The 23,021-nt window shown below is 43.3% G+C and carries 19 protein-coding genes and 5 pseudogenes; 10 read left to right on the forward strand and 14 right to left on the reverse strand.

Going from position 1 to position 23,021, the window contains the following annotated elements; all coding sequences use genetic code 11:
• Positions 1-42: 42 nt before the first annotated feature.
• The gene (locus OCV52_RS21745) at positions 43-2,304 is read right to left on the reverse strand and encodes a hypothetical protein (protein ID WP_137408445.1); all 2,262 of its coding nucleotides are present in this window, start codon (positions 2,302-2,304) and stop codon (positions 43-45) included.
• Between the two features lie 332 nt (positions 2,305-2,636).
• On the opposite strand from OCV52_RS21745, the gene OCV52_RS21750 reads away from it, so the two are divergent.
• The 3 genes from OCV52_RS21750 to OCV52_RS21760 all read left to right on the forward strand — a co-directional run bounded on the left by OCV52_RS21750 (position 2,637) and on the right by OCV52_RS21760 (position 3,903).
• A complete protein-coding gene (locus tag OCV52_RS21750; RefSeq protein ID WP_004736852.1) occupies positions 2,637-2,792 on the forward strand; it encodes a DUF5993 family protein in 156 nt (51 codons plus the stop codon).
• 9 nt (positions 2,793-2,801) lie between these two features.
• Positions 2,802-3,341, forward strand: a complete 540-nt coding sequence (locus OCV52_RS21755) for a disulfide bond formation protein B (RefSeq protein WP_063524954.1) — start codon at positions 2,802-2,804, stop codon at positions 3,339-3,341.
• Between the two features lie 355 nt (positions 3,342-3,696).
• Positions 3,697-3,903, forward strand: coding sequence for a hypothetical protein (locus OCV52_RS21760; RefSeq protein ID WP_063524955.1), 207 nt, complete (start codon positions 3,697-3,699; stop codon positions 3,901-3,903).
• A 38-nt stretch (positions 3,904-3,941) separates the two neighbouring features.
• Here OCV52_RS21760 and OCV52_RS21765 read toward each other — a convergent pair whose 3' ends face one another.
• Both OCV52_RS21765 and add read right to left on the reverse strand, forming a co-directional pair.
• Positions 3,942-4,538: a sugar O-acetyltransferase gene (locus tag OCV52_RS21765; protein WP_137408444.1), complete on the reverse strand. Its 597-nt coding sequence runs from the start codon at positions 4,536-4,538 to the stop codon at positions 3,942-3,944.
• Between the two features lie 133 nt (positions 4,539-4,671).
• Positions 4,672-5,670, reverse strand: coding sequence for an adenosine deaminase (gene add, locus OCV52_RS21770; RefSeq protein WP_137408443.1), 999 nt, complete (start codon positions 5,668-5,670; stop codon positions 4,672-4,674).
• Positions 5,671-5,790: 120 nt separating this feature from the next.
• Between add and OCV52_RS21775 the strand changes: the two genes are divergently transcribed.
• Positions 5,791-6,735 carry a LysR substrate-binding domain-containing protein gene (locus OCV52_RS21775; protein ID WP_004736845.1) on the forward strand — a complete coding sequence of 315 codons (945 nt, stop codon included), beginning with the start codon at positions 5,791-5,793 and terminating at the stop codon, positions 6,733-6,735.
• A gap of 140 nt (positions 6,736-6,875) precedes the next feature.
• Here the strand turns inward: OCV52_RS21775 and OCV52_RS21780 are convergent.
• Positions 6,876-7,190: pseudogene (locus tag OCV52_RS21780) on the reverse strand (glutathione transferase); the annotation flags it as partial.
• A 71-nt stretch (positions 7,191-7,261) separates the two neighbouring features.
• On the opposite strand from OCV52_RS21780, the gene OCV52_RS21785 reads away from it, so the two are divergent.
• Positions 7,262-8,182 (forward strand): IS5 family transposase, encoded by a 921-nt coding sequence (locus OCV52_RS21785; RefSeq protein WP_261900886.1) that lies wholly within the window; start codon positions 7,262-7,264, stop codon positions 8,180-8,182.
• Between the two features lie 52 nt (positions 8,183-8,234).
• Here OCV52_RS21785 and OCV52_RS21790 read toward each other — a convergent pair.
• From OCV52_RS21790 to OCV52_RS21815, 6 genes and pseudogenes are all read right to left on the reverse strand, one after another.
• Positions 8,235-8,336, reverse strand: a pseudogene (locus OCV52_RS21790) (VOC family protein); the annotation flags it as partial.
• A gap of 72 nt (positions 8,337-8,408) precedes the next feature.
• Positions 8,409-9,992 (reverse strand): SgrR family transcriptional regulator, encoded by a 1,584-nt coding sequence (locus OCV52_RS21795; RefSeq protein WP_137406138.1) that lies wholly within the window; start codon positions 9,990-9,992, stop codon positions 8,409-8,411.
• Between the two features lie 703 nt (positions 9,993-10,695).
• Complete coding sequence (locus tag OCV52_RS21800; RefSeq protein WP_008216026.1) at positions 10,696-11,094, reverse strand: DUF1090 domain-containing protein; 399 nt, start codon at positions 11,092-11,094, stop codon at positions 10,696-10,698.
• Between the two features lie 134 nt (positions 11,095-11,228).
• Positions 11,229-12,734 (reverse strand): SgrR family transcriptional regulator, encoded by a 1,506-nt coding sequence (locus OCV52_RS21805; protein ID WP_137406139.1) that lies wholly within the window; start codon positions 12,732-12,734, stop codon positions 11,229-11,231.
• Between the two features lie 9 nt (positions 12,735-12,743).
• Positions 12,744-13,754 carry a Gfo/Idh/MocA family protein gene (locus OCV52_RS21810; RefSeq protein WP_137406140.1) on the reverse strand — a complete coding sequence of 337 codons (1,011 nt, stop codon included), beginning with the start codon at positions 13,752-13,754 and terminating at the stop codon, positions 12,744-12,746.
• 112 nt (positions 13,755-13,866) lie between these two features.
• On the reverse strand, positions 13,867-14,766 hold the full coding sequence (locus OCV52_RS21815) for a homocysteine S-methyltransferase family protein (protein WP_137406141.1): 900 nt from the start codon (positions 14,764-14,766) through the stop codon (positions 13,867-13,869).
• Between the two features lie 229 nt (positions 14,767-14,995).
• Here OCV52_RS21815 and OCV52_RS21820 point away from each other — a divergent pair, with 229 nt between their 5' ends.
• A complete protein-coding gene (locus OCV52_RS21820; protein ID WP_137406142.1) occupies positions 14,996-15,697 on the forward strand; it encodes a lipoate--protein ligase family protein in 702 nt (233 codons plus the stop codon).
• 2 nt (positions 15,698-15,699) lie between these two features.
• Here the strand turns inward: OCV52_RS21820 and OCV52_RS21825 are convergent, their stop codons facing one another.
• A complete protein-coding gene (locus OCV52_RS21825) occupies positions 15,700-16,554 on the reverse strand; it encodes an SDR family NAD(P)-dependent oxidoreductase (RefSeq protein WP_137406143.1) in 855 nt (284 codons plus the stop codon).
• Between the two features lie 252 nt (positions 16,555-16,806).
• Positions 16,807-17,244, reverse strand: a pseudogene (locus tag OCV52_RS21830) (alkyl sulfatase C-terminal domain-containing protein); the annotation flags it as partial.
• Here OCV52_RS21830 and OCV52_RS21835 point away from each other — a divergent pair.
• Positions 17,237-18,001, forward strand: a pseudogene (locus OCV52_RS21835) (LysR substrate-binding domain-containing protein); the annotation flags it as partial. The pseudogenes OCV52_RS21830 and OCV52_RS21835 sit on opposite strands and share 8 nt — an antisense overlap.
• Before the next feature lie 55 nt (positions 18,002-18,056).
• On the opposite strand, the gene OCV52_RS21840 reads toward OCV52_RS21835, so the two are convergent.
• A complete protein-coding gene (locus OCV52_RS21840; RefSeq protein ID WP_249042796.1) occupies positions 18,057-18,896 on the reverse strand; it encodes a DMT family transporter in 840 nt (279 codons plus the stop codon).
• Positions 18,897-19,149: 253 nt separating this feature from the next.
• On the opposite strand from OCV52_RS21840, the gene OCV52_RS21845 reads away from it, so the two are divergent.
• Together OCV52_RS21845 and OCV52_RS21850 are read left to right on the forward strand one after the other, a co-directional pair.
• Positions 19,150-19,539, forward strand: a complete 390-nt coding sequence (locus OCV52_RS21845; protein WP_128162807.1) for a VOC family protein — start codon at positions 19,150-19,152, stop codon at positions 19,537-19,539.
• A 40-nt stretch (positions 19,540-19,579) separates the two neighbouring features.
• Positions 19,580-20,104 carry a hypothetical protein gene (locus OCV52_RS21850; RefSeq protein ID WP_137406145.1) on the forward strand — a complete coding sequence of 175 codons (525 nt, stop codon included), beginning with the start codon at positions 19,580-19,582 and terminating at the stop codon, positions 20,102-20,104.
• A gap of 84 nt (positions 20,105-20,188) precedes the next feature.
• Here OCV52_RS21850 and OCV52_RS21855 read toward each other — a convergent pair.
• Positions 20,189-21,103, reverse strand: a pseudogene (locus OCV52_RS21855) (DMT family transporter).
• 789 nt (positions 21,104-21,892) lie between these two features.
• Here OCV52_RS21855 and OCV52_RS21860 point away from each other — a divergent pair.
• Positions 21,893-23,020, forward strand: coding sequence for a hypothetical protein (locus tag OCV52_RS21860; RefSeq protein WP_004736821.1), 1,128 nt, complete (start codon positions 21,893-21,895; stop codon positions 23,018-23,020).
• The last annotated feature ends 1 nt before the right edge of the window (position 23,021 follow it).

Consider the following 23,021-nt stretch of genomic DNA (forward strand, 5'->3'; position numbering starts at 1 on the left):
GGTTTCTTTGTTTTATGGTGACCAATTCAAGTTTGAGCTGCGTCAATAAAGTAGTATCAAGCCTTGGTAACCACCTACCTGCACTTCATCTAGATATTCTCCCACTCTACCATCAGCACTTACGGGCTTCATCGGTGGGTCTAATCGAATAGAAATTTTCTCTGCGGTATAAAAGTCAGCGTTTTTCCCATAAAAATCGGTGCGATAGAGAACGCGTCCATGCTCAAACTCTCTGGCAATCACCATGTCTTCTGGGCCGCCTTCGACAATCTGTTTATCTGATTGATAAAGGAAATAGGCATGAGTAGGTAATAGTGAAACCTTGCCATATGGTAGCTCTTGATGAGCGACCTGAGTTTGCGAAGTGTTGCCAACAATCGAGTAATCCTCAGGTTGTGGAGTGCGGGTTGAGAGCATCAGTGTAAGTGGTTGAAAGCCCTTTGGTATGGCTCCTGAAGGCACACCAAGATTAATGTTGAGCAGTGGTGTTGGCTGGTAAGCCATATTTTTGGGTACGCCAGCTTTCCAGAAATTATCTGTTGTGGTGTTGTTGCTCCCATATACGTAACCACTGTTCCATTGGTTGAAATAGCTTTGCTCGGGATGGTGATGGAGGTAATAGATGGCGAGAGTTGAGTATTGGTCTTGTTGCCAATTTTCTTGGTTGTTCCCAAAGAATTGCACGCGTCCATAACGCGTTGTGGCTTGTTGAATAACCTTCGACCCTGAATAGCCGATTGCTGAGTTATCCCAAAACTTCGATAGCCCGCCATAGCCGCTAAAGCCCGTTGACGGAAATATATAGTGCTCCCTGAAATACAGGTTTCCTGCATCGATAAGGTGCGCTTGCCCATTTCGACCATAGAGGTTAGCTGTTCCAATATTGAGCCCAATTAACGGTTTGTCATTAACGGCAGTCAATCGTTTGAGAAAGGCGGAAAACTGTTGTTTATAGCGTTCATCAGCTTCAGTTGAGCCTGCGATAGCATCAAGTTCAGCGATGTTTCCCCCAGAGTAGATATCAAATTGATTGCTACCTAAGAGTTTATTGGTGTCATCGTTGTAGGCGCCAGAGACACCTAGCTTGGTCCAATGTTGACCATAATAACTGCCCATTGCCATCAATAGCCCGGGATTAGCCAGATTGGTTAGCGACCATGAAGAGTTCTGGTCCCACATTTGACCAAAAGGAATAACCCGAGATTCCCAACGAAATCGAGCGGTGGCGGATTTGTTACTTCGATTCTGGTACTCAGCAGGAGACAAATAGTTGTCTTGGTTTAGGTCGGCCGATTGGTCGAAGCCACGAATTTTTCGCCAACGCTTTGGCTCATTAGGGGACGGGCTGTGGCTGCTCCCTTTAGAGCCAAGCGTCACTTTTTTCGACGGTAAGTCCTCTTTGGCAATTCTTGGAAAGCTATCTCTGAACTGGACGCGACTTAAACGGGGTCGAATATCACTTGCTTGACCTTGCCAGCGCACTCTAACTGCGTATAAACGACCACCATCACGGATAAAAGGCGAACCGAAATACTGCCCGCCACCATAACTGTTGCCACTACCATCATGAGTGCTTGCTCGTACCCAATCAGAGGGCACTTGCCAGCTAACCGCTTGGTTTTGAGTCATGTTCTCGGTGTTATCTTCACTTATAACAAGATGAGACCATGCAGTGACTTGGTTGTTGGCGTTCATCTCAGAAGGGTATTCAAGCCAAAACCTCCCACCTTGTGCAAAGCGTGAAAACTCAAAATCGACAACATCGAACTGTTCAGAGTGGTAAAGGTAGAGTGCACCACCTTGTTGGAAATTTTCAAAGACATCGGCATCCCAAGGTGGTGGTTGATAAAGGGCAAAACCGGCGTGCATTGAGTCTGCGGTATAACCCACAAGCATGGGTTTACGGTTTAACAGGGTATTCTCACCATGAGTGGGGTTTGGCTCTGCAAGGATTGTGTCTTCTGAAAAGTGTAAAAATAAATCTTCGTAATCGATGTCGTATCGTTCTGCTATTTCTCTAATCTCGTCTTCGAGTACACCTGAGTTCAACTCTAACTTTTGGTTGTACATGTAGCCAACGGCCGGGATATTGGTTTTAAGGTTTTGGTTAGCATTAGATCCAAATATCAAATCACTATGGTTGAGCTCCCAATCAATCACATCGTGGGTAGATATTTCATTGCCTTGTAAATCACTCCCTTGCTCATGTTGACCGGGCAGAACGATCGCGTAGTTAGCCCAAATAATATTGGGAATGGTAAGGCTGGTAAGAAATAGGGCAGAGAAAAATCGTGTTGTTTTCATTATGTTCCCTAGCCATTTACTATTAAGTGTTATCCCTGTTTGGTAAGTGTAGCTAATCTTAATATCTGTGCTTCGTTTCGTGGTATACCTGATGTTGAGGTGCGTATTCTTATATTGATTCGGCGTGTTACTTGCATCTTCTCTTGGCGGAAGCGTTTTGTTAGCGGTGGAAACTTGACAGGTTAACGCTTACTAACAAGTATTAAATTGATGATTTTTAATCCGTAATCCATAAATTTGCCGATTTTGAATGCTGTTTGTGGCGTCGGTGTGGATATTCATTTTGACGTTCAATATGACTGGACTTAATAAATAGCGAGGGAATACCTCTTATGATGTCTTTACTGTTTCTACTATTACTCGTGGCTATGCTATGCGCTTTTTTCGACAAAAAGACTGCAGCTTATGGCTTTTTTGCGGGCTCCGTGATCCTAGGGTTGTATTGGTTTAATCACCATGCGACTGATTCATTACCCATCTTATTGTAAGGAGCTAACATGAATCGAGATCAATTAACGCTCCTAAATACGCTTGGCCTACTCGGTATGACTGCCGTTCTGTTGATAGGCTTTATCCTTCAGTTTGTTCTTCATGAGTTGCCTTGCCCGCTGTGTTTATTGCAGCGCATCGGTTTCGTAATGGTTGCGTTTGGCTTTATGTTGAATGTGGTTTATGGACCTCAACCTCGTCACTATGGCATTGTTTTGATCGGTGCCTTGTATGGTGTCGCCACCTCACTACGGCAGGTATCGCTGCATGTGATTCCAGGCACGCCTGGCTATGGTAGTCCTATCTTTGGGATGCACTATTACACTTGGGCTTTCGTGTTATTTGCTGCGACCATATTAGCGGTTGCCGTCATTTTAATATTGACCAATAAAGAACCGTCGCAAGAAGCTTATAAGATGAGTAACTTGGGGCGTGTGGCGTGCTTATTAGCCATCGTTGTGGTTGCCCTCAATGCCATTGCAACCTTTGTTGAATGCGGACCTTATCAGTGCCCTGATAATCCTATTAGTTACTGGCTACTGAGCTAGCTGTCCTCTGAGTTTATTTAGTGAAAAAGAGAGCCACAGCGCCAGCTGTGGCTTTGTTGTTTATGTGTGACTCCATTACGGTGCTTGGTAAGCATTACTATTGTTCCTCACAATTCGGATAAATACACAAATATCTATTACGGTGATTGCCTGTTTTGTATCTGAGGAAGGGGTGGGTAGGTGTTGTGGATGCCCGGTTACTTTGAGCATATTGTGGATTACTTTGGTAAGGCGGGGAAGAAAGGTAGATAGCGCCACGGTTGGTTGTTTTTTGTTCTTTTGTCAACTTGATACTTGAATTTAGCCATTTTCAGGCCAGACTTCTAATTGGGTTTAATGTAATTAGGAGGTAAGTATGGCTGCAGATAGAGATCTAGTGAACTTCAGCGAAGAGCATGAGCTTAATTATTGTCTCAGAAGTGCAGGTAAGCGCCAAACTAAAGCAAATCGAGATGCGCTTGTTGATTTGGGTAAACAAGTTAAACATGTTTTAGACAAACGTGTGTTGACTCAAGATGATGTAAGAGGTGCTATCCACGATCACGAGGATATGTTTGAGTGAGTATGATCGTCAGTCATTGCATTGCCTTTCGAGAGGCTTTATTGGCGAGTGTATTTGTTTTCATTCTTTCGATTCAGATACCGGATTAATTTGGCTGGTGTGCCGCCATAGAGACAGTCTGGTGGCACATCACTGTTGACGACAGAGTTGGCAGCGATAACGGAGCGAGCGCCAATTGTCACATCTTGATTAATGACCGAGTTCCCACCAATCCATACATCATCTTCAACGATAATAGGGAAACAGAAGGTTTCCCACTGACGACGACTTCTGTGATCCAGAGAGTGAGAAGCGGTATAAAACTGAACGCTCGGCCCCACTAAAACATTGTTGCCAATTTTGATTTTAGCACCGTCCAGCATGACCACATTCATGTTGATGAAGGTGTCGTCACCAATCTCGATGGTTTTACCAAACTCACAATGAAAAGGGGGCTGGATTAAGCTGCTGCTACCAACCTTACCAAATAGCTGCTCTTGCAATGTGTGTTGCTGGTCTGGGTCTTGGTGGCTGTTGAAAGCCATTAGCGACTTTCTGGCATTGGAACGCATGGTTTCAATTTCTTGGTCTGCACCATTATATACTTGCCCAGATAGCATCTTTTCTAGTTCAGTTTTAACGTTTGTATTACTCATGCTTGCCCACTTTCCGAGAGTCTCGGTCTAAATGACGAATACTGCAAGGTTAGCGATTTTCGGGCATAAAAAAAGAGAAAAGCCTCAGCCTTTCTCTTCCTGTTTTTCTACTTAGCAATCAAGATTGCTTAAATTAGATTTGCTCAACAAAACCCATTAGGTGCTGTTTTACTTCGTCTGAGGCAAATGCGCTTTCTACAGAGTACTTGTAGATTTCTGCGTAATCTTCTTTCGTTAGGTCGAAAGTTTCACATACGCGTTTCACTTCGTTAGTCATTGTTGTGTTCGACACAGTGCGGTTATCTGTGTTGATTGTTACAACGATGCCATCTTTCTTGAATTCAGAAATTGGGTGGTCGCTGAATTTGTGAATACATTTAGTTTGAACGTTACTCGTTGGGCAAGTTTCAAGCGCAACCTGCTTCTCTTTCACAATGTTGTACGCATCTTCGTTACCTTGGATGTGAACACCGTGGCCGATACGCTCAGCGTCCAGCATAGTAACAGCGTCGTAAACGTTTTGACCGTGCCATTGCTCACCTGCGTGAACCGTCACTCGGTAGCCTTGTTCGATCGCGTATTGCGTGTATTCAGGGAACTCAGCACAGAAACCTGGCTTTTCGCCGCCAGCAATATCAAATGCTACAACGCCTTTACCAAGGTATGGCTTACCTGCATCGATCACGTCTTTGATTGAATCTTTAGGGAACATACGTAGCACAGACATAATGTAGTTGCCCTTGATGTCGTATTTCTCTTCAGCACGCTTCATGCCTTTCACTGCACTTGCAATGATCGCGTCAAGAGACAGGCCTTTATTCACGTGCAGGATTGGTGCGAAACGAACTTCTAGGTACTTAACGTTTTCTAGTGCTGCGTCTTCGTAAAGCTCAAAAGAGATACGCTCAATCGCTTCTTCAGTTTGCATCACTTTAAGTGGCAGGCTGAAACAAGCTAGGTACTCATCTAGGTTTTTGCAATCTTCTGGCACAGTTAGAGATTGAACAACCGCATCACGGTCTTCAGGTAGTTCGATATTGTACTGTTTTGCTAGATCAATAATCGTATCTGGGCGAACACTTCCGTCTAGGTGGCAGTGTAAGTCAATCTTTGGTAGTGCTAGAAAATCCATGAGTATTCCTTAATTCTATTATTCTTTGAGTGTGTTAACTCACATGCGCTAAATTTACCAAGAGCATGATATGATTTAAAGTGACAAATAATCATCATTAACCTGAATTTGGGGAATATCATGGTCGATGTTAAAAGCTTACTTAAATGCGATATGAATTTGCTGCTGTGCTTACATGTTCTGATTGAAGAGCGTAGTGTGAGCAAAACGGCAGAGCGGCTGTTTTTGAGCCAATCTGCGGTAAGCAAACAACTTACCAAGCTGCGAGCTTTGTTTGACGACCCGCTATTTGAGCGTGAGTCTAAAGGGCTATTCCCAACCCCAAAAGCACTCGTATTGGCGCCTAAAATTCACCAAATTTTGCTGCAAATCGAAAAGCTAACTGTCCCTGAGGTGTTCGATCCTAAGGAGAGTGAGCGTACTTTCACTATAGACCTTGTTGAGACCGCCTACACTGCGGTTTATCCGCAATTTATGCCGACAGCGCTTGCCGATGCACCCCATATCACCATCAACAGTTCTACGTGGAGTAGTGATAGTTTCAAACGTTTGCTCAAGCGAGAAGTCGATTTTGGTATCGGTATTTTTGAATTAGATGAACGCGCCTCAACCCATGTGCAATGTATTCCGGATGAATTGGATTACGTTGAGCTATGCCTGGATTATTCCGTTTGTTTGATGCGTAACGATCACCCTGCTTTGCAAGAAGAGTGGAACCTCGACACCTTTCTTAAGTATCGACACATACAATTGGTGACGGGCGGAGCGGGCGACTGGTTATTGATGGAAGTACTTAACGCTAAGCAGTTAGAGATCAACAAGGCCGCCAACGTGTCGGATATCACTAGTGCTATCAAACTGTGTAAACAGAGCGACCTGTTGATGTGCTATCCATACAACTCGGTGCGCGATTATATCGATAGCGGTGAATTAGTGATGAAGCCAGTTCCCATCGATTTGGTACCTGGAGGGTTATTTTTATTGTGGCACCATTACTTTGATTCTGAGCCTAGCCATCGCTGGTTGCGAGAGCTGATTGTTAAAAAGACGCAAGACTCTCAATAGTAGGTTATTGATTTACTAATTATTGAGCGCAATAAAATGTTTTTCAGGCAGCTCGATGAAGCTGTTTGTGAGCATAAGTTGAGTGAATTTGCCTTTTTAGGCTGCCGTTAAATTAAAGAGTATTTAAACGCTTATCGTGCTTAAAGCCAAATGAGTCCGCTGTATGGTTTCGCTTTAAGTGCCTCTAACCTACTTTTAAGTGAGCCTGAGTGTATCTCCAGCTTATGACCATCAGGGTCTAAAATATAGAGTGAGTTCCCTTCGCTTTTGTTCTCTTTGAAAACTGTCGCGCCTGATGAAATAACACATTCTGTAAAGGCTTCAAATTCTTCTGGTGCAATATCAAAAGCTGTGTGTGTATAGTCATTTTTCGGGCAAGGTTCATCCAGAGCAAGACAAAACCAGAGGTCGCCCGCAGAAAGATAAGCTCCTTTGTCCCATTTAGCAGGCTTTGTTGCGTAAATCGATGGAACCAAATCAAGAAGCTACGATCTGATCAGCTACACCTTTTAATCGTCGTAGCCTCATGCCTAAACCTCGTTACAAAACAACTAACTGGAAGCAGTACAATCAAGCCTTAACCAATCGTGGTTCTCTGACCTTTTGGATTGATGAGGAAGCGATAGCCGAGTGGAAGCAAAACAAACAAGGCAAGCGTGGTAGACCTCGCCGGTTCAGCGACTTAGCCATTACTACTGCATTGATGGTGAAACGCGTGTTCTCTATGCCATTGAGAGCGCTGCAAGGATTTCTAGACTCCGTATTTAAGCTGGCTAACATCCCACTTGTTTGCCCACACTACACCTGTATAAGCCGCCGAGCTAAGGAAGTTGAGGTTTCATTTAAACCCAAAACCAGAGGAGTAATACAACATCTGGCAATTGATGCCACTGGCCTCAAGGTTTATGGCGAAGGTGAATGGAAGGTCAAAAAGCATGGTACTGATGGGAAGCGCAGAGTCTGGCGTAAGCTACATTTAGCCGTTGATACTAGCAGTCACGAAATAGTCGCAGCAGAGCTGAGTTTATCTAACGTTACCGATGGCGAAGTGCTTCCCAACCTACTTAAGCAGACACGTCGTAAAATCATTGAGGTATCAGGTGATGGTGCTTATGACACAAGACATTGCCATGATGCAATACGTATAAAGCGAGCGGTTCCGCTAATCCCGCCACGCGAAGGGGCTGCCTTCTGGGAGCAAGGACACCCTCGCAATTTAGCAGTTGGTTGTCAGAAGCTTTATGGCTCCAACAATAAGTGGAAAAAGCGGTATGGCTATCACAAGCGGTCGCTATCAGAGACAGCAATGTATCGAGTGAAACAGTTGCTAGGTGGGAAATTAAGCCTGAGAAACTACAACGCTCAAGTTGGCGAGACTTACGCTATGATCAAAGCGCTGAATAAGCTTACGGGGTTAGGTATGCCTGAAACTCAGTATATTGTTTAAGAGTCAAGCACATGGGACAGGCATGTCTTCGCTCTGAATTAAGCAACAAAGCCCATTTAGCATGAGCCGCAAACCCCAAAGTATCTCGATAGAAACGAATAGAACGTTCCAAGTCACTGACTGCAATGGTGATATGATTAAGCCCTAAGATCATTGCTTTTTTCATTAAATACTCCCACTAACTTAATGAATCGTATAAATATTTTATGACCATAATATACTCTACTTAATCTGGATTTACCCAAAGTTTTGCAAAATCGCACCAACCAATAGAGTTGATTTCGACATTTCTTACTCGAGATGGAACCGTTAGCGTTAAACTCTCTGACTTAAAGATCGCAAGAACATTATTGTTGTAGAGATCAGTTATTAGGCCATTTATTAAGGTTTCTTTTTGAGTAGGGGACTCAGTTTTACGTATGGTATTTAAAGTGTTAGCTAAATTATCATGCTGCTCCCAAGTTAGATTTTTACTCCAAAAAGGGTAAAGCTTGAAAAAAGCAAACAAGCTTGTAACTCGATCTCCCTCTAATCGAATCCCACCAATAGCCAAGTCTTGGTTAGGTACAGCACGTCCGTATGAATGCTGACGACCTATAGGCTTTTTATTTATGGATGAATTGGCACGCATTAACTTACGAGCAAAGTTGCGATTTTCATTGTTGTTCTCATAGCTGAACGATATGGGAAATGGCCATTCAAATGATGATTGGTCATTGCATTGAAACAAATTGATTAGTGAATTTTTGATGGAAGTGGTTTGGAGCTCACTATGATTAAGTAAAATGAAAAAGTAACCAATATCACTAGTTGATACTTTGTATTTGTTCTCATCACCATCAAGAAAGAAGAAATTCTCAGCGCACTTTTTGTCTTGCTCCCATTCCGGATGAATCCAAAGTTCAATCCTTTCAATTAATGCGCAGTGGCCGCTGTATTGGTCATTTCGTGCTAACCTAAGAACTCGAGTTGAGTTAACCTCAACAAGAAATGGCCCAGATCCTATGGGCAAGTAACTCATGTCTGGCTGGTAAATGCTATGTTTAGGCATAATTGCTGTTTCAGCTCTGGACAACAACAGAGGTAGGCTAGGGTCTTTGGTTTTTAATCTGATAATAATGCAATGCAACGAAGCTATTTCTATGTCGCTAATATGATCGTATAACCTTTGCCAGTACACAGATAGAGACAAGGCTTTTAAGCTTTCAACAACATCTATCGCTGTTACGGCTGATTGATCATGAAAAATTGCTGAGGATCTCAGGTGAAAAGTCCAATTCATATGGCCTTTATCACTTTCCCAGTGATGCGCAAGATCTCCTATAAGCTCTGACCCTTCATAGGTGACTAAAGTCTGAAAAACTTCATGAATTAGATGTCTTTCAGTTCGTTCTATAGATTTGTGAGGGTGTAGTGGTCCTATCTTTCTGTGAAATGGAGCGTAGATAGTTCTATCATTTTGGCTAGATGTTCGCTCCAAATATTGCTTTAATCCGACTGCAGCATCTCGTTTGTTAAAGCTCACTAATTGGTGTGCTTGTTCATATTTTGCGCTGTCTATAGCTTTATCTACTTGTGCGTAACAAGCATCGATTGGTTCTACGACGCAGTTAAGTTGCCCTCTTTTGCCTCGTCCTCTAGCTGGAGCCCAAGTCAGCCAATTCATTTCGGACATTTGTTTAAGTAGAGTTCGCGTATGCCTTGCACTGCACATAAAGGCGGTAGCGATCTGTTCAATAGTCACCTTATTAGTGCCGGGACCCATTTTTTGAAACAGGTCCTCGTATAATTCTAGTTTACGTTTATTCATTTATTTTCGCAGTATCGTTGGACTTTTCTCGTTGAGTCATTCGAGTATGACTCTCTCGTGTATCCTCCCAAAACTTGTTAGTGTCAAATATTTCATTGAGCCTTTGCACTCTTTGCGCAGGTGTCATATAGAAAATCCGAGCCAGCAATCCCCGCGTTCTCTCGTGCGGATAAGTTGATCGAATGAACTTTGCAATGTAGTCATAAGTTGTCATCTTTTTTACCTGTATGAATGAAAGCATAGACAGGCTAAATGATTTCAGGAAGACAAAACCGGAACACTTATAGAGTTTGTTCCTGTTTTACTAACTAAAGAGTCGTTGCTAATACACATAGTTCGCGAGTGCTGAGTGTAAACGGCGTGTGTTAAAAGTGATAAATCTGACATATATCAATAGTAATGGTTTAGGATAACTCGAGCTTCTTAACGTTGTGCAACCATATGTGAGTAGATTGAATTACTTTTTGTGGTAGTAGTGGTTGCATTTTTTCAGGTTTAAATATGGCTTCAGCTATAAAGGTTCCTTAGCTACCACTGAGCTTGTAAAACTTCATCACGAATATCCGTTTGGCGTACTCGAATATAAATATTGAATGGAGAGGCAATTAGGTTGTCTCAGATTTATAGCCGTTTTTTGTGAATGGTCTTACGAATGAGTAAGACCATTTTTTATTGAAGCCGCTTCGATGTGCGCGAATTTGGTTTAAGGGATTTCAGACAGTTCTTGCTTTAAGTCATCAATTTTACGCTGCTCTTTGTCTATCTTGCGCTGATATTTTTTAATTTTGTCCGACCTGTTGCCTTGTTTGGCTTTTTCTAAGTCGGCTTGGTATTCAGCCAAATCTTCCTCATTGGATTCGATTTTTGCACGAAGGTCGTCTTTCAAACCTTCGTTGGTGCAGTTTTCTTTTGCCGCTTTTAATGCCGTTGTGAGTCGGTCGACTTTGTATTGATTGTCGTATTGCTTAGCTTGTTCGATTTGATACTCGATCTCACAAAACTTTTTCTCACAGCCAGTAAGTGAGTTGCATGTCGTGCTTGCCATACTGCTAAAAGAAAATGCACTGAGGAGCAGTATTGAGCCTTTTAGGTGTCGATTCATGATTTACTTTCTACTGGTTCTATAGGGTTGAGCCTAGTTTCATCGCAACTTAACACCCGCACGCATTGCTTATGGCAGAAGAGTGTTAAAGGTAAGTCTATGTGTAGAATGACTTATCTCTATTAAAGATAGAATCAAATATGGCTAACCCACAACTTATCGAGGTCACACCAACCAAATCCATTTACTCGTGCTCCGTGTATTTTTTCAGATACCTCTAGATTGAATGCCTCTTTCTTAAGCTCAACCACTACTTCAGTCTTGTATAGCCAGCATTTGAGTTTCAAGAGCATTTTGGCGGCTTGCTCAAAGTCTGGTTCGCATTGAATTGAGGTTAAAGCCTGTTCGATGGTTGCGAGCATTTCAACGGGTAGTGACAAATCTCCAAAAGGGAAACGAGTAAAGAAGTTGAACCATGAGGAAAAGGTGTCGTTTTCATCAATAATGCTGCACAGCGTAATGTCTTTGGTAGCCGTGTAGTACCCATATTCGACACTGGTTTTTTGATCGCCAGATACTGACAACTGCTCGAAAAGAGCTTGGCATTCAGAGGTGTCCTCAACAGTGAACTCACGAGTGGTTTGGGACAACTTCGGGTTTTGAATCTTAAAGAAGATTGACCTGCAATTCTGTAGATCTGAATTACTCGCGCCATTCACCTTTACCGTTTTCTCTGGCATTTTGACGCACACTTGGTTTTGCGCACACGCCTTAGTTTGTGACCATTCAGGATAGACCCAAAGTTCGACTCGATTGAGAATAGGTGTGCTGTGTGAGTAGGCGTTATTGCGGTTTAACCTAAGCATCTTGCTTGAGAAAATCTCCAACGCGAAAGCGCCTGAGCCGATAAGTTTATTGTCTGATGTGTGCTCATATATCGAAGCCTCAGTTCTAGCCAGTAATCGAGGTAAATGCCAATCAGGCTCGCTAAGAGTCACTTTGATTACATCGCCAGTGACAGCCGATACTTCAACAATATGTTGATAGCATCGATGCCAGAGTTTGCTCTTAGATAGTGAGGATAGACATCGTACTATGTCTTGGGTTTCAAGCGTTTGACCACTATGGAATTGAACACCATTACGAACTTGGAAATGCCAAACGGTAGCATTTTCATTGGGTTGCCAGTGATAAGCTAAATCACCGCTCAGATTGCCTTGTTGAATAGAGGTTAGGCGCTGGCAAACCTGCATCACTAAGAAACGTTCAGTACGCCTTAGTACACGCTGAGGGTGAAGCGCTTCTAGTTCACGGTGGAAGGGGATGTACGCGACGCTTTGTGCCGGTTGACTAGCGCTATTTAGAAAGGCTTGAAGTGCTGCACCAGCATTGCGTCCATTAAAGCTTAAGGTGCTGAAGACCTGCTCGATATTGCCTGAATCTGCTTGGCTTTGTGCGTATTGGTAGCACGCTTCCATCGGCTCAATCAGACACGTGAGTTGTGCCTTTTTATTGCGTCCTGAACTGGCTTGCCACTCAATCCAGCCTTGCGCTGTCATTGCTTTGAGTAGGGTTTGAACGTGACGCTCACTCACATGTAGAAGCGTTGCGAGTTGACTGACTTGGCAGCGTGATACTCCAGGCCCAAAAGCCTGAAAAATTTTTTCGTACAGTTCAAGCTTGCGCTTTAGGTTGCCCAATTCGAATTCCTAAACGTTAGGTTGAGTTAAGTGTTGGTAGCCTGCATCAGCGAGCGCTTTTTCCATGGTTTCAAGAACCTGTGCACTTATCTTTGAGCTTAGGATATCAGACTCAAGTTTTCCTTCTAATACAAGTTGCAAGAAGTGCTCGATTTGATACTCGAACCCATTACCTTGGACGGGGTGCTCGATGGTGAAGGTTTCTTGTTTGTACTCCACCGTTATATGGGCTGGGTTCCACCACTTCTCTTTAATCGTAATGGTGATATCTGGGCCCGTTAATCGCGCTGCGCGTGGCAGGTTTCTTACCGTCGAAGCCGATATAGCCGCGTTGATCTCTCCGGAGAACTGGAAGCACGAATCGGTATCTACATTTGAACCTTCATAGAGGCTCGACATTTCGACTTGAGGTATAGAAGGCGTAATCCCAAGAGTGCGACATAAATCGTAGAAGAACCACAGACCATACACTCCAACATCAAGTGTTGCTCCGCCGGCTAAATCCGGGTTGAAGATAAACAGGTTTGGGTCGTAGTCGTGCTCATTACCAAAGCTGGCTTCTATCGAATCAAGCTTAATCTGGTTGCTGGTTAAAAATGCTGTAAGCTCGCGATAAGCTGGGAACACGACGGTCTTCATCGCTTCTAGCAACATTACGCCATTTTGCTCTGCCAGAGCTTTCATTTCTAACCAATCACCAAGGTTGGTAAAGGCTGGTTTTTCTACCAATACGTGCTTGTTATGGCTGAGAAATAGCTTGGCTAGAGGTTTGTGATAAGGGTGAACCGTGGCAATGTACACCGCTTCAACATCGGGATCTTGAGCCATGGCTTCATAAGATCCATAAGCTTTATCGCAATCAAACTTATTAGCAAACAGAGCCGCTCTTGATTGGTCACGTGCTGACACCGCGTAGAGTTCGCCAAATGAGCAGTGCTCTGTTAGCGCTGTTGCGAATCTATTCGCGATATTACCGAGCCCTGCGATACCCCATTTAATCTTACGTTGCGTGTCACTCATCACTTACTCCAATCGTTGTTTTGTCTTAGTTTACTTAGGAGTGTCACAAACAAATAGAGAACAGATCTTTCAATCTGTTCTCTATTTTTGTTATTTCAATCGAAGAGGCGTTTTAGCTTTGTGTGGAAGGCTTCCAATCCGCTAGGGCTTTAATATGTTTTGGTCCTATGCCGCAACACCCACCAATAATATTAGCGCCGAGGGCATGCCAGCGTTTTGCATAGGTTAAGTAACCTTGGCCATCTAACTCGCGCATTTCTTGAAGCATGTCATTCGCTTCATGTTCGCTGCTGATCGGAGCAAAGTTATTTGCATAGACACCGATTTCTAGATCTTGGCCTAACTTATCCATTACCTGTTTTGTATCGATAATCGCTTGATCCATCACTTCCGGTACTGAACAGTTAAACATGATGCCTGTCGCGTTAGACTGACAAACCAGTTTGACGGCTTCTTTTACGCTCTCACCTGAACGAATAGACGCAGAGTCGCCTTTAGTATCTTCTAAGCTAAAAGCGTAGTAACACGGTTTCGTTGATTGCTTAAGTACCCCATGAATGGATTCAAACTCTTGTATGCTGCATAGGGTTTCTACTAACCATAGGTCGATATTTGGTTCTTGTGCATCGTACAGGGTTTGAATGATAGATGCCGCTTCTTCAACTTTGAATAAGTCAGGTCGGTAGCTGCCAAATGGTGGTGGAATAGAGCCTGCCACTTTGACCGCTTGAGGCGCTTGGTCAGCAATTGCTTTCGCTAATTCGCCAGACAGCGCTGCTAGCTCAAATCCTCTTTGTGCAAACAGTTCTTCACCCAAATGAAAAGGCACACACGCATAGCTGTTAGTGATTATGATTTCAGCACCTGCATCGACAAAGTTTTGGTGCGCTTGGCTAACAAAATCTGGGGCTTCAATCAGCGCTTGAGCACTCCAAAGAGGTTGTGAGAACGGCGCGCCAATTTCTTTGAGTTCTCGGCCCATGCCGCCATCAAGTATGGTGAGTGTTTTCATATTCAATACTATCTAAAACAATTGCTGAAGTTCTGCCGACACCATATCAGACAACCTTGCGTGACTAAAGCAGTCCAAGCGCGAGGTTCTTAACAAAGCCAATACCTCATTGATAGGAACAATAAAATATTGCACCTCTGGCGCTATGTTGTATTGGATTAGGGGGATATATTATTAATCTAGTGCCAATGATTGACCTGAACCCAACAAGCTGTAGAGGAAAAGTGCATTGAAGTTAACGAATAAGCTCGTGCGTTACCCGCACATTGATGTTGATCGTGCGTTTGAAAAAGAAGATGAGCTATTGCAGCAGATACAGAATGGTGAGATTGGACAAGCCTTAATGTTGTGGCAAGCCAAAACGCCGACACTTGTTTTGCCTGCAGGTAAAAAGTGGCCAGTGACGTTTGAATCTAGAAAGCAGCTTGAGGATCAAGGTTGGCAACTCTCTTCGCGTAAAACGGGTGGTGCTCCCGTTCCCCAGCTACCGGGCGTGATTAACTTATCGCACATTTATCATTGGCCGAGCGATGAAGCGTACAATATTCAAAAAGCTTATCTGCATTTATGTGATGTTTTAACTCAATTTTTTAGAGAGTTAGGCGTTGATGTCGATGTGCATGCGACTCCAGGTTCTTATTGCGATGGTGATTACAATCTCAACATCAACAAGCAAAAAATAGTGGGGACGGCTCAGCGTGTGTTGCTGAAACGCGGGGGCGGTCAAATCGTACTTTCCCAAGCCTGTATCTTGTTAGATGCAGACTTAGAACACATCGTTGCGCCCGTGAACTTTTATAATCAGATTTGCAGCAATCCAACTGTTGTAGAGCCACACGTTCATACGCTTTTATCTGAACATGTGACGCCCATGCCCAACGTAGACTCACTGTTTCAGCAATTGAGCCAAGTTTTTATTAAGTATGCGTAGTGCTATGTGTCTGCCGGAATCAATGGGGGGGCGGCGGATAACTTTTCTTGCAACAGTCGCTCGATCACTTCCACCAGTTTACGGTTTTTAGTGGGATCAAGAGCATCGTTGTGAGGGTCTTTGAATAACCCAGAATCATTGTCAAAGTATCTTCCTGAGGCATCGGCAAACTCATCGCTGAGCGCTGCCCTACAAAGGATGTCTGCGCCAATTGCAAGATCATTACCATCAACGCCATAAGCATCTTTGACCAGCTTGCTCCCCAAGAAAGAGGCAGGGTTTACTGGAATAACCGCGAGGCCATTAGTTGATGGGCTATTTGCTAAGGCATTCGCCAAATCAATCGACCACATCGTTAGTGCGAGTTTACTTTGTGCGTAAACGGGGCCATCTAACTCTCCTGCATTTGGGCTGATAAGGGCACTTAAATCTACGGGTGACTGAGCTGCTGAAGATAGGTTGACGATACGGCTGTGCGTATTAAAAAGAGGAAGCAGCTTTTGTGTCAGTAGATAAGGTGCAATGGTGTTAACCACGAAGCGCACATCAAGGTTGTCTGAAGTGGTGATGTCCGACACCTTATACACGCCTGCGTTGTTGATGAGAACATCGAGTCGCTGGTGGCCAGCCATTATCTGAGTGGCGAGCGCTTCGACCTCTGAGAGTGTTGATAGGTCTGCTACGTAACTTTCAATGACCGCCGTTTTAGACAGTCGAGATAGAGCAGCCACAACTTTGTTGATCTTGGCAGGGTTTCGGCCATGAATCAGAATGTGATGTCCCTGCTGAGCGAGCATTTTTGCGGTCTCTAAACCAATGCCGTCAGTTGCTCCTGTGATCAGAATTATTTTCTGCATATCTTTCCCTTGATACCGATTCCGAAGCACTTTTATAACAAAGTTTTATTGCGCAAAGTTTCTAATACTTCACAGGATAGCGATAACAAGATCGTCCGTTATTGAGAAATCTGAAATAAATCGCTTGATGATTCATCAAACAAAAAAAGCCTCAACCCATCGAATGGGTGAGGCTTTGTCGTTAATAGCCGTCTGCCTTTTAGGCTTGATTTGACGTTGTTGTCGTTGTTATTCCGTTAGTGCGTAATGGTTTTAGTGGGCATGTTCTGCTGAATCTTTATATAGCTCAGCGTCCACTTCTTCACCTTTATTCGGACGTGGGACAATCTCAAATGAGGTGTCGGCTTCCGTCAGAGAAGAGAGCAGTTTGTTCAGTGATGATTTATCACCTTTCACGCCAGCTTGGCTATCTTCTAGCAGTTTATTGAGTGTTGTCTTCTTCAATACGATATCAGACACGTCTGCTTTATTGATGATCAGCGTAGTATCGGCATCTTGCAGTTCACTCACCTGAATGTTGTTTAGGTTACCGTTAGACATTTCTACGTAGTAGAACTCTTTCACGTCAGGCAGTTGAATATTCATGGTAAATGGCGTGTTTTGCGCTTTCAACGAATCCACTTTTACTGCTAAGTAATCCAATAGGTTCTCAATTGTCATATTCGCCAATACTTCTGGTGATACTGACCTTTTCATCCGTGAAGGGCGGGGTATCTCGCCGACTAATGCGGCGGTGCAACTGGCAAGTCGTGTAGAACCTGCTCTAGATGGAATTACGAGCGCGGTGAGTACGTTAAAGCAGTTCGACAATCAGCAGAATCACGTGTTTCGAGTTCTGGTTAATGAGATAGGTTTAACCAAGCTACAACCTCTTGTGGAGCAGGATGGCTCTTTAGGTAATATCTCAATCGAGTTCACCATGGTGCCGAATAATGAAGAGGATTTGCTGCAAAGTCTGAGCATGCAGCAAGCGGACTTAGCTATCGATATTCACTACCCACAAGTAAATGGGTACCTAAAGCAACCTTTGATTGAAGACGAACTAGTACTTATTGCCAGAAAAGGACATCCACGAATCAATGGCTCAGTGACAGAAGCGCAGTATTATCATGAAAAGCACATTACTTTCCGAATGCGTCGTACGCGTTTATACACCGCTGACTACTTTACTAAATCGCCGCTCAAGCAAAGAAAGGTCAGTGCGGAATGTGACTCGTTAATGACGATCTGTGTGTTGGTATCGGGCTCGGATTGTGTAGGCAGTACATCGCGTGATTTTGCTAACCAGTTTGCAGACTCTTTTCAGCTTCAAGTGCTCGAACAACCATTTGAAATCTTGCCGATGCAGCAATATATGATCTGGCATAAAAGAACCGATTTAAATTCTGCTCATCAGTGGTTGAGGGACAAGATCCAGCAGTATATGAAGAAGTCTAAAGTCGGTTGAGTTACATGTGAATCAAATAAAAACGGCCTCAAAATGAGGCCGTTTTTATATCTGGTTATTCCGCTTTTTGTTTTCGCTTTTGGCGTGCGCTTTTGAGCATCTTTGCAGGTGATAAACCGGTCACCAGCATGGTGCCTGTGATGACCAAGACAGAGCCAACCACAGTATTAATGCCAATGGCTTCACCTAAGAACAAGTTACCCCAGAGAATACCAAAGACTGGAATTAAAAAGGTGACTGAAAGGGCTGAAGGCGCACCAAGTTCATTGATGAGATTAAAGTACAGCAGATACGCTAATCCGGTACATACTGCACCTAATAAGATGACCGATGTGGTGATAGTAAGATCGAGCGCTTCTCGCATTGGCATGAAAAACACAAATGGCAATACGATTAACACCGCTGCCCACATGCTGCCGTGGGCATTGTTGAAGGCTTCAACCTTAGGTGCTGTTTTGGTGTAGTTAGACGCGATGCCGTAGCTAAATGCGGCCATCACGGCTGCAAAGATTGGAATAATGGCTTCTTGTCCAATATTGAACGCATCCCATCCAACCAACACGGTTACGCCCGTCACACCAATGCCTAGTCCAAGCAACACTTTGCTCTCAAGTGCAGTTTTGGTCCATATCGCACCTATGATCGCCGCCCATATCGGTGCAGTGGAGTTCAAAATCGCAAGGGTTGAAGCATTCAAAGTTTGAGCCGCATAAGCGAAACACAAAAAAGGAAGCGCGGTGTTAAACAAACCAAGAATGAAAAAGTGTTTCGAGTGAGCATTAAATGAGAGCTTTCTCTTTAGATAAAAAGAAACCAAAAGTAGGGTGATTGCCGCGCACAAAACTCGCGCTTCAATTAGGACCGCAGGCCCTAAAGGATTCGCTGCAATTCTCATGAAAAGGAACGAGCCTCCCCATATTGCAGCTAGCATGATCAGTTTAAAATAGCTCACAGTTTGAATCTCGATTGTGTAAAACACCGACTATGGAGCAAAGCTATCTATTACACAAATTGATATGCCAATATTGCGCAGCGACTTGGTGAAATATCACCAAATAAATAGGAAGGTATTTGACGTTTTCTGTTCTGTTTATTGCGCCTTATTTGCGGAATAACCTAATGCTAAATATCCACATTAGGTGTTAGAAATGAAGATTGAACATATCGCGATTTGGACCAAACAACTCGAAGTACTGAAACGCTTTTATGAAGATTACTTTGGTGCGACGTCTAACCAGAAATACCATAATCCAACTAAAGGCTTTTCTTCCTACTTCCTATCTTTTGATAGCGGCAGTCGATTAGAGCTGATGGAGATGGACTCGGTTCCTGAATCGAAAGATGACATCTATGATCAGTTCACGGGCTTTGTTCATATGGCGATTTCGTTGGGGTCAGAGCAAGCCGTCGATGAACTGACTCACCGCTTAGTCGAAGATGGTTATGAACGTTTAGACGGTCCAAGAAGAACGGGCGATGGTTATTATGAGAGCTGTGTCCTCGATCCTGATGGTAATCGCTTGGAACTTACCGTTTAATGTAAGGACTTGATTGAATGACTTACGGATTTGAGGGGGAATGATGAAGCGCATTTTGGCTTTTGTTTTTAGTCTGAGTTTGGTGGGATGTGCGTCTTCGGAGCTAGCGCAGGTTGATGCACCAGAGACGACAATCGAACCATCTCAACCGATTGGCTACCTTGGCTTCAAAGATCATCAAGACTGGGCTATCAAATTCAATGATTGTACGGTTTACGATCTAACCGGAGCTCAACCGTATCAATGGTTTGATCGCACTTCAGCGTCTGTAAGTTGTTATACCTTTAAACCAAGCGACGCTATTGCACCTTTGCCCGTCTATTCGAGTGCAAGTTTCGAAAGCGATCAGCTTACCTCGATTGAGCGTTTTCAAGGGTTACAGGTGTCGGATTCTGGCTGGGGCCGTTTTCCCATTGTCTATGATAAAAACGGCACCAATTGGCTAAGGGTTAAAGAAGGTTGGATTCATCTTACGCTCGCCGACCAGACGCTCGTCCAGTTCTACCCGGGAACTCAAGATCAGTCTGCTAAATCACAACGTGATCAGTATTTTGAGCACCATTGATCAACGAATGATCAATGCCCCTTGCTAAATGCGGTCTGGGGCATAAATAGCTAATCAGTTAGTAGTTAACCTGAACAATGACAGTTACTGTTCCTGCTTCGCTTTAATGATAAACGGTAGGATGGCACTGAATAAAATCACGCTCGCACCGATCAAGGCGAGTGAATTTGGCAGCTCAGCAAATAACAGATAGCTTAGAACTATTGAGTAGATCATTTGTGAGTATTCGACATTTGACACTACGCTCGCTTCTCCCCATTTATAGGCGGTCACTCCAAACCACTGCCCGATAGAAGAGATAACGCCGACCAGAGCTAATAAAGCCAGTTCAGACCATGTCGGCCATTGCTATTCGATGATCGCTGGGATTAACGCAACAGCGCCAACAAAGATGGCTTGGTAGGCCAATACAACGGTTTTCGACTCTACATTCGCCATTTTCCTCACACAGATAAACGCAATATCAGCACCTAATGCTGCGACTAATTCTGTTCCAACATAGAACAGAGATTCACTTTCTAAGGTCGGTTGTACGACTAACATCACTCCAGTAAAGCCAACTAAGATCGTCGTCATACGAGCCCAGCCAACGTTTTCTTTTAGGAATAGACGAGAGATAACAGCCACGAATAACACTTTCAGAAACCCTAATGCGGTTGCATCGGCAAACGGAATATTACTGACGGTTAAGAAGCTGAAGTAGAGTGCGATGAATGCTCCGGTGACACGCCATACATGCATTGACACCATTTTAGGGTGGAGCATTGCATCGATGTTGCTGATTATCGATGGCATTAATAAGGTGACGAAAACCAGTTGTCGAAATAGCAAGATCTGGAAAATGTCGATGGTTTGGCTCAACTCGCGGACAATAACGCCTACTAATATGAACAGCGCATTTGAGATAAGCGCCAGTGCAATTCCTTTTGCTGGGTCGGATAATTCGTCGAAAAATGAAAGCAGCGGACGAGGCACTGCGAAGGAACGATGAATAGACATAACACACTTCTTGATGAATGGGTGCTGAGCATAAAGCCTACACTGGTAGACGGGTCAAACATGGTTTTTAAAAAGTTCAAGGGATTAACAAGTAGAAGTGAATAAGCCTTTCATAATGTTAATTAAGAAGAATGAGGTAAAACCATATAGATTATTTTTATCATGATAAACGAAAGTTTATTTAATAACTTAATGATAAAAATTAAATTTTGACAAATTTAACGAGAGTTGAAATTTATTAGATAATAAGCAAGATGTCGGATATTCCCTTTTTATTTTAAAGAGTAAACGGCTAACGAATCACTCCAAATAATAAAAAACTTTCTAAAATCAATGATAATCTTAACATTAAAGGTGTTTATTGATGCGAGTCACAACAAATAAACAGTCTAGATTTTATAAAAACTAATCCTTTTTCCATTTGTGAAGTGGTGATTACCTGAATATCATTGAATTGGTGGTTTTACTATCAATATAAGCTACTGTTTTGTCGAGGAATTACTTTTCATTTGGTTTTATGTCTTAGTTGGCTTTAGCAAGGTTTAGAAATTTTACATTGATGAAGTGATTAATTAACTTGGCACTGTCCGTTTAATCAATTAAATGGCTTGTAAGTAATAGTTATCGGAATGGTCAATGGCGTTTACAAATTTGATGATGTGAACATTGAATAAGGCAAAGACCTTAAGATGATTTAATTATCAAAAAACTGTCATATCTAAAGATAATTGTGCTTTTTATTTAATTTCTTAACGAATAATGTTGAGGGTCAATACTATGAAGTTATCGATGAAGAAGTCATTGTTATTAGCAATGTCGGCATGTGTTTTTTCTAATGTAAGTGTTGCTGCCATTAATGGTGACTATCATGTGGTCGACGATGATCTGACGGCTGATCATAATGAAAGCAATGGTGTACCAATGCCTTTTTACGCTAACGGAAGAATGCAGTCAAAACTCAGCGTTTCTGTTTCTTTTGCGGATAGCTACGGCAGACCAGTGACCGTATCTAAGAGTGACTTAGAGGGGGCGATATCATTTTACCTAAAGAATAGTGGGCAGGAGTTAGGCAAAGATAAAGATTGCAGTTACGGAAGAGGTTGCTGGGGATACACGTTGAATCCAAATGATTACTCCCACCAAATGGGCAGCAGTTACGGTTACTCGAAGACTCTTCCCACGTCTCGTGTTTCAGCAAGTGATACTAAATTAACCGCTTGGGTTTATAGCAACGAAGTCGCTCAATACCGTGAAGTGTGTATGAAGGTTAAGTTCGATGCCGGAAGCCAGTATGACAACAATTACTACGATAGCTGTGCCTTCCCGAATGAAAGCAGTGCGTTCTACCAAAGCGTGCAGCCTAAGTCTTACAGCGCTGCTGACTTTTCTGAGCTTGGAGAAGGTGAAGTGGTGTGGGAAGAAGCCAACGCCGATGGGTTCTATTTTGATAAAGCAGAGATGCGTAACTTTTATGTGACGCCGAAAGATACGTCCGTTCAACTGGTTCAGGTTGCTATGGATAACTTTGACGAGTCAGATAGCGATAAAGTGTTCCTAAATGATGAATGGCTGGGCTGCTACTCAGATTGCCCTGACGATAATCGCTCTGTGAAAGGTTATATATTTGTTCCAGGTTCAGAGCGCAAAGTCTCTGACGAGTATGTCTGGAATAGTGCTGCTGGTGAAGGCCGAACTGCTGTGTGGCGTGTTAACCAACAGCTAAGATCAGTGACGCTTAGCAAGCTGTTATATTCGAACAACGGAACGTCAAATAACGATTCGCAAAAAGAGTACCGATTTACTGTATTTGACCAATACGGTAACAAGGGACCATTGAAGCTTATTTATCCTCAAAGTGAATTTACTGGTGGTGGTCAGAAGTGGGATTACACCCGTTGGACCCTAGTTAGCCAATAAC

It is taken from the genome of Vibrio chagasii, from assembly GCF_024347355.1.
GTDB classification, from domain to species: Bacteria; Pseudomonadota; Gammaproteobacteria; order Enterobacterales; family Vibrionaceae; genus Vibrio; species Vibrio chagasii.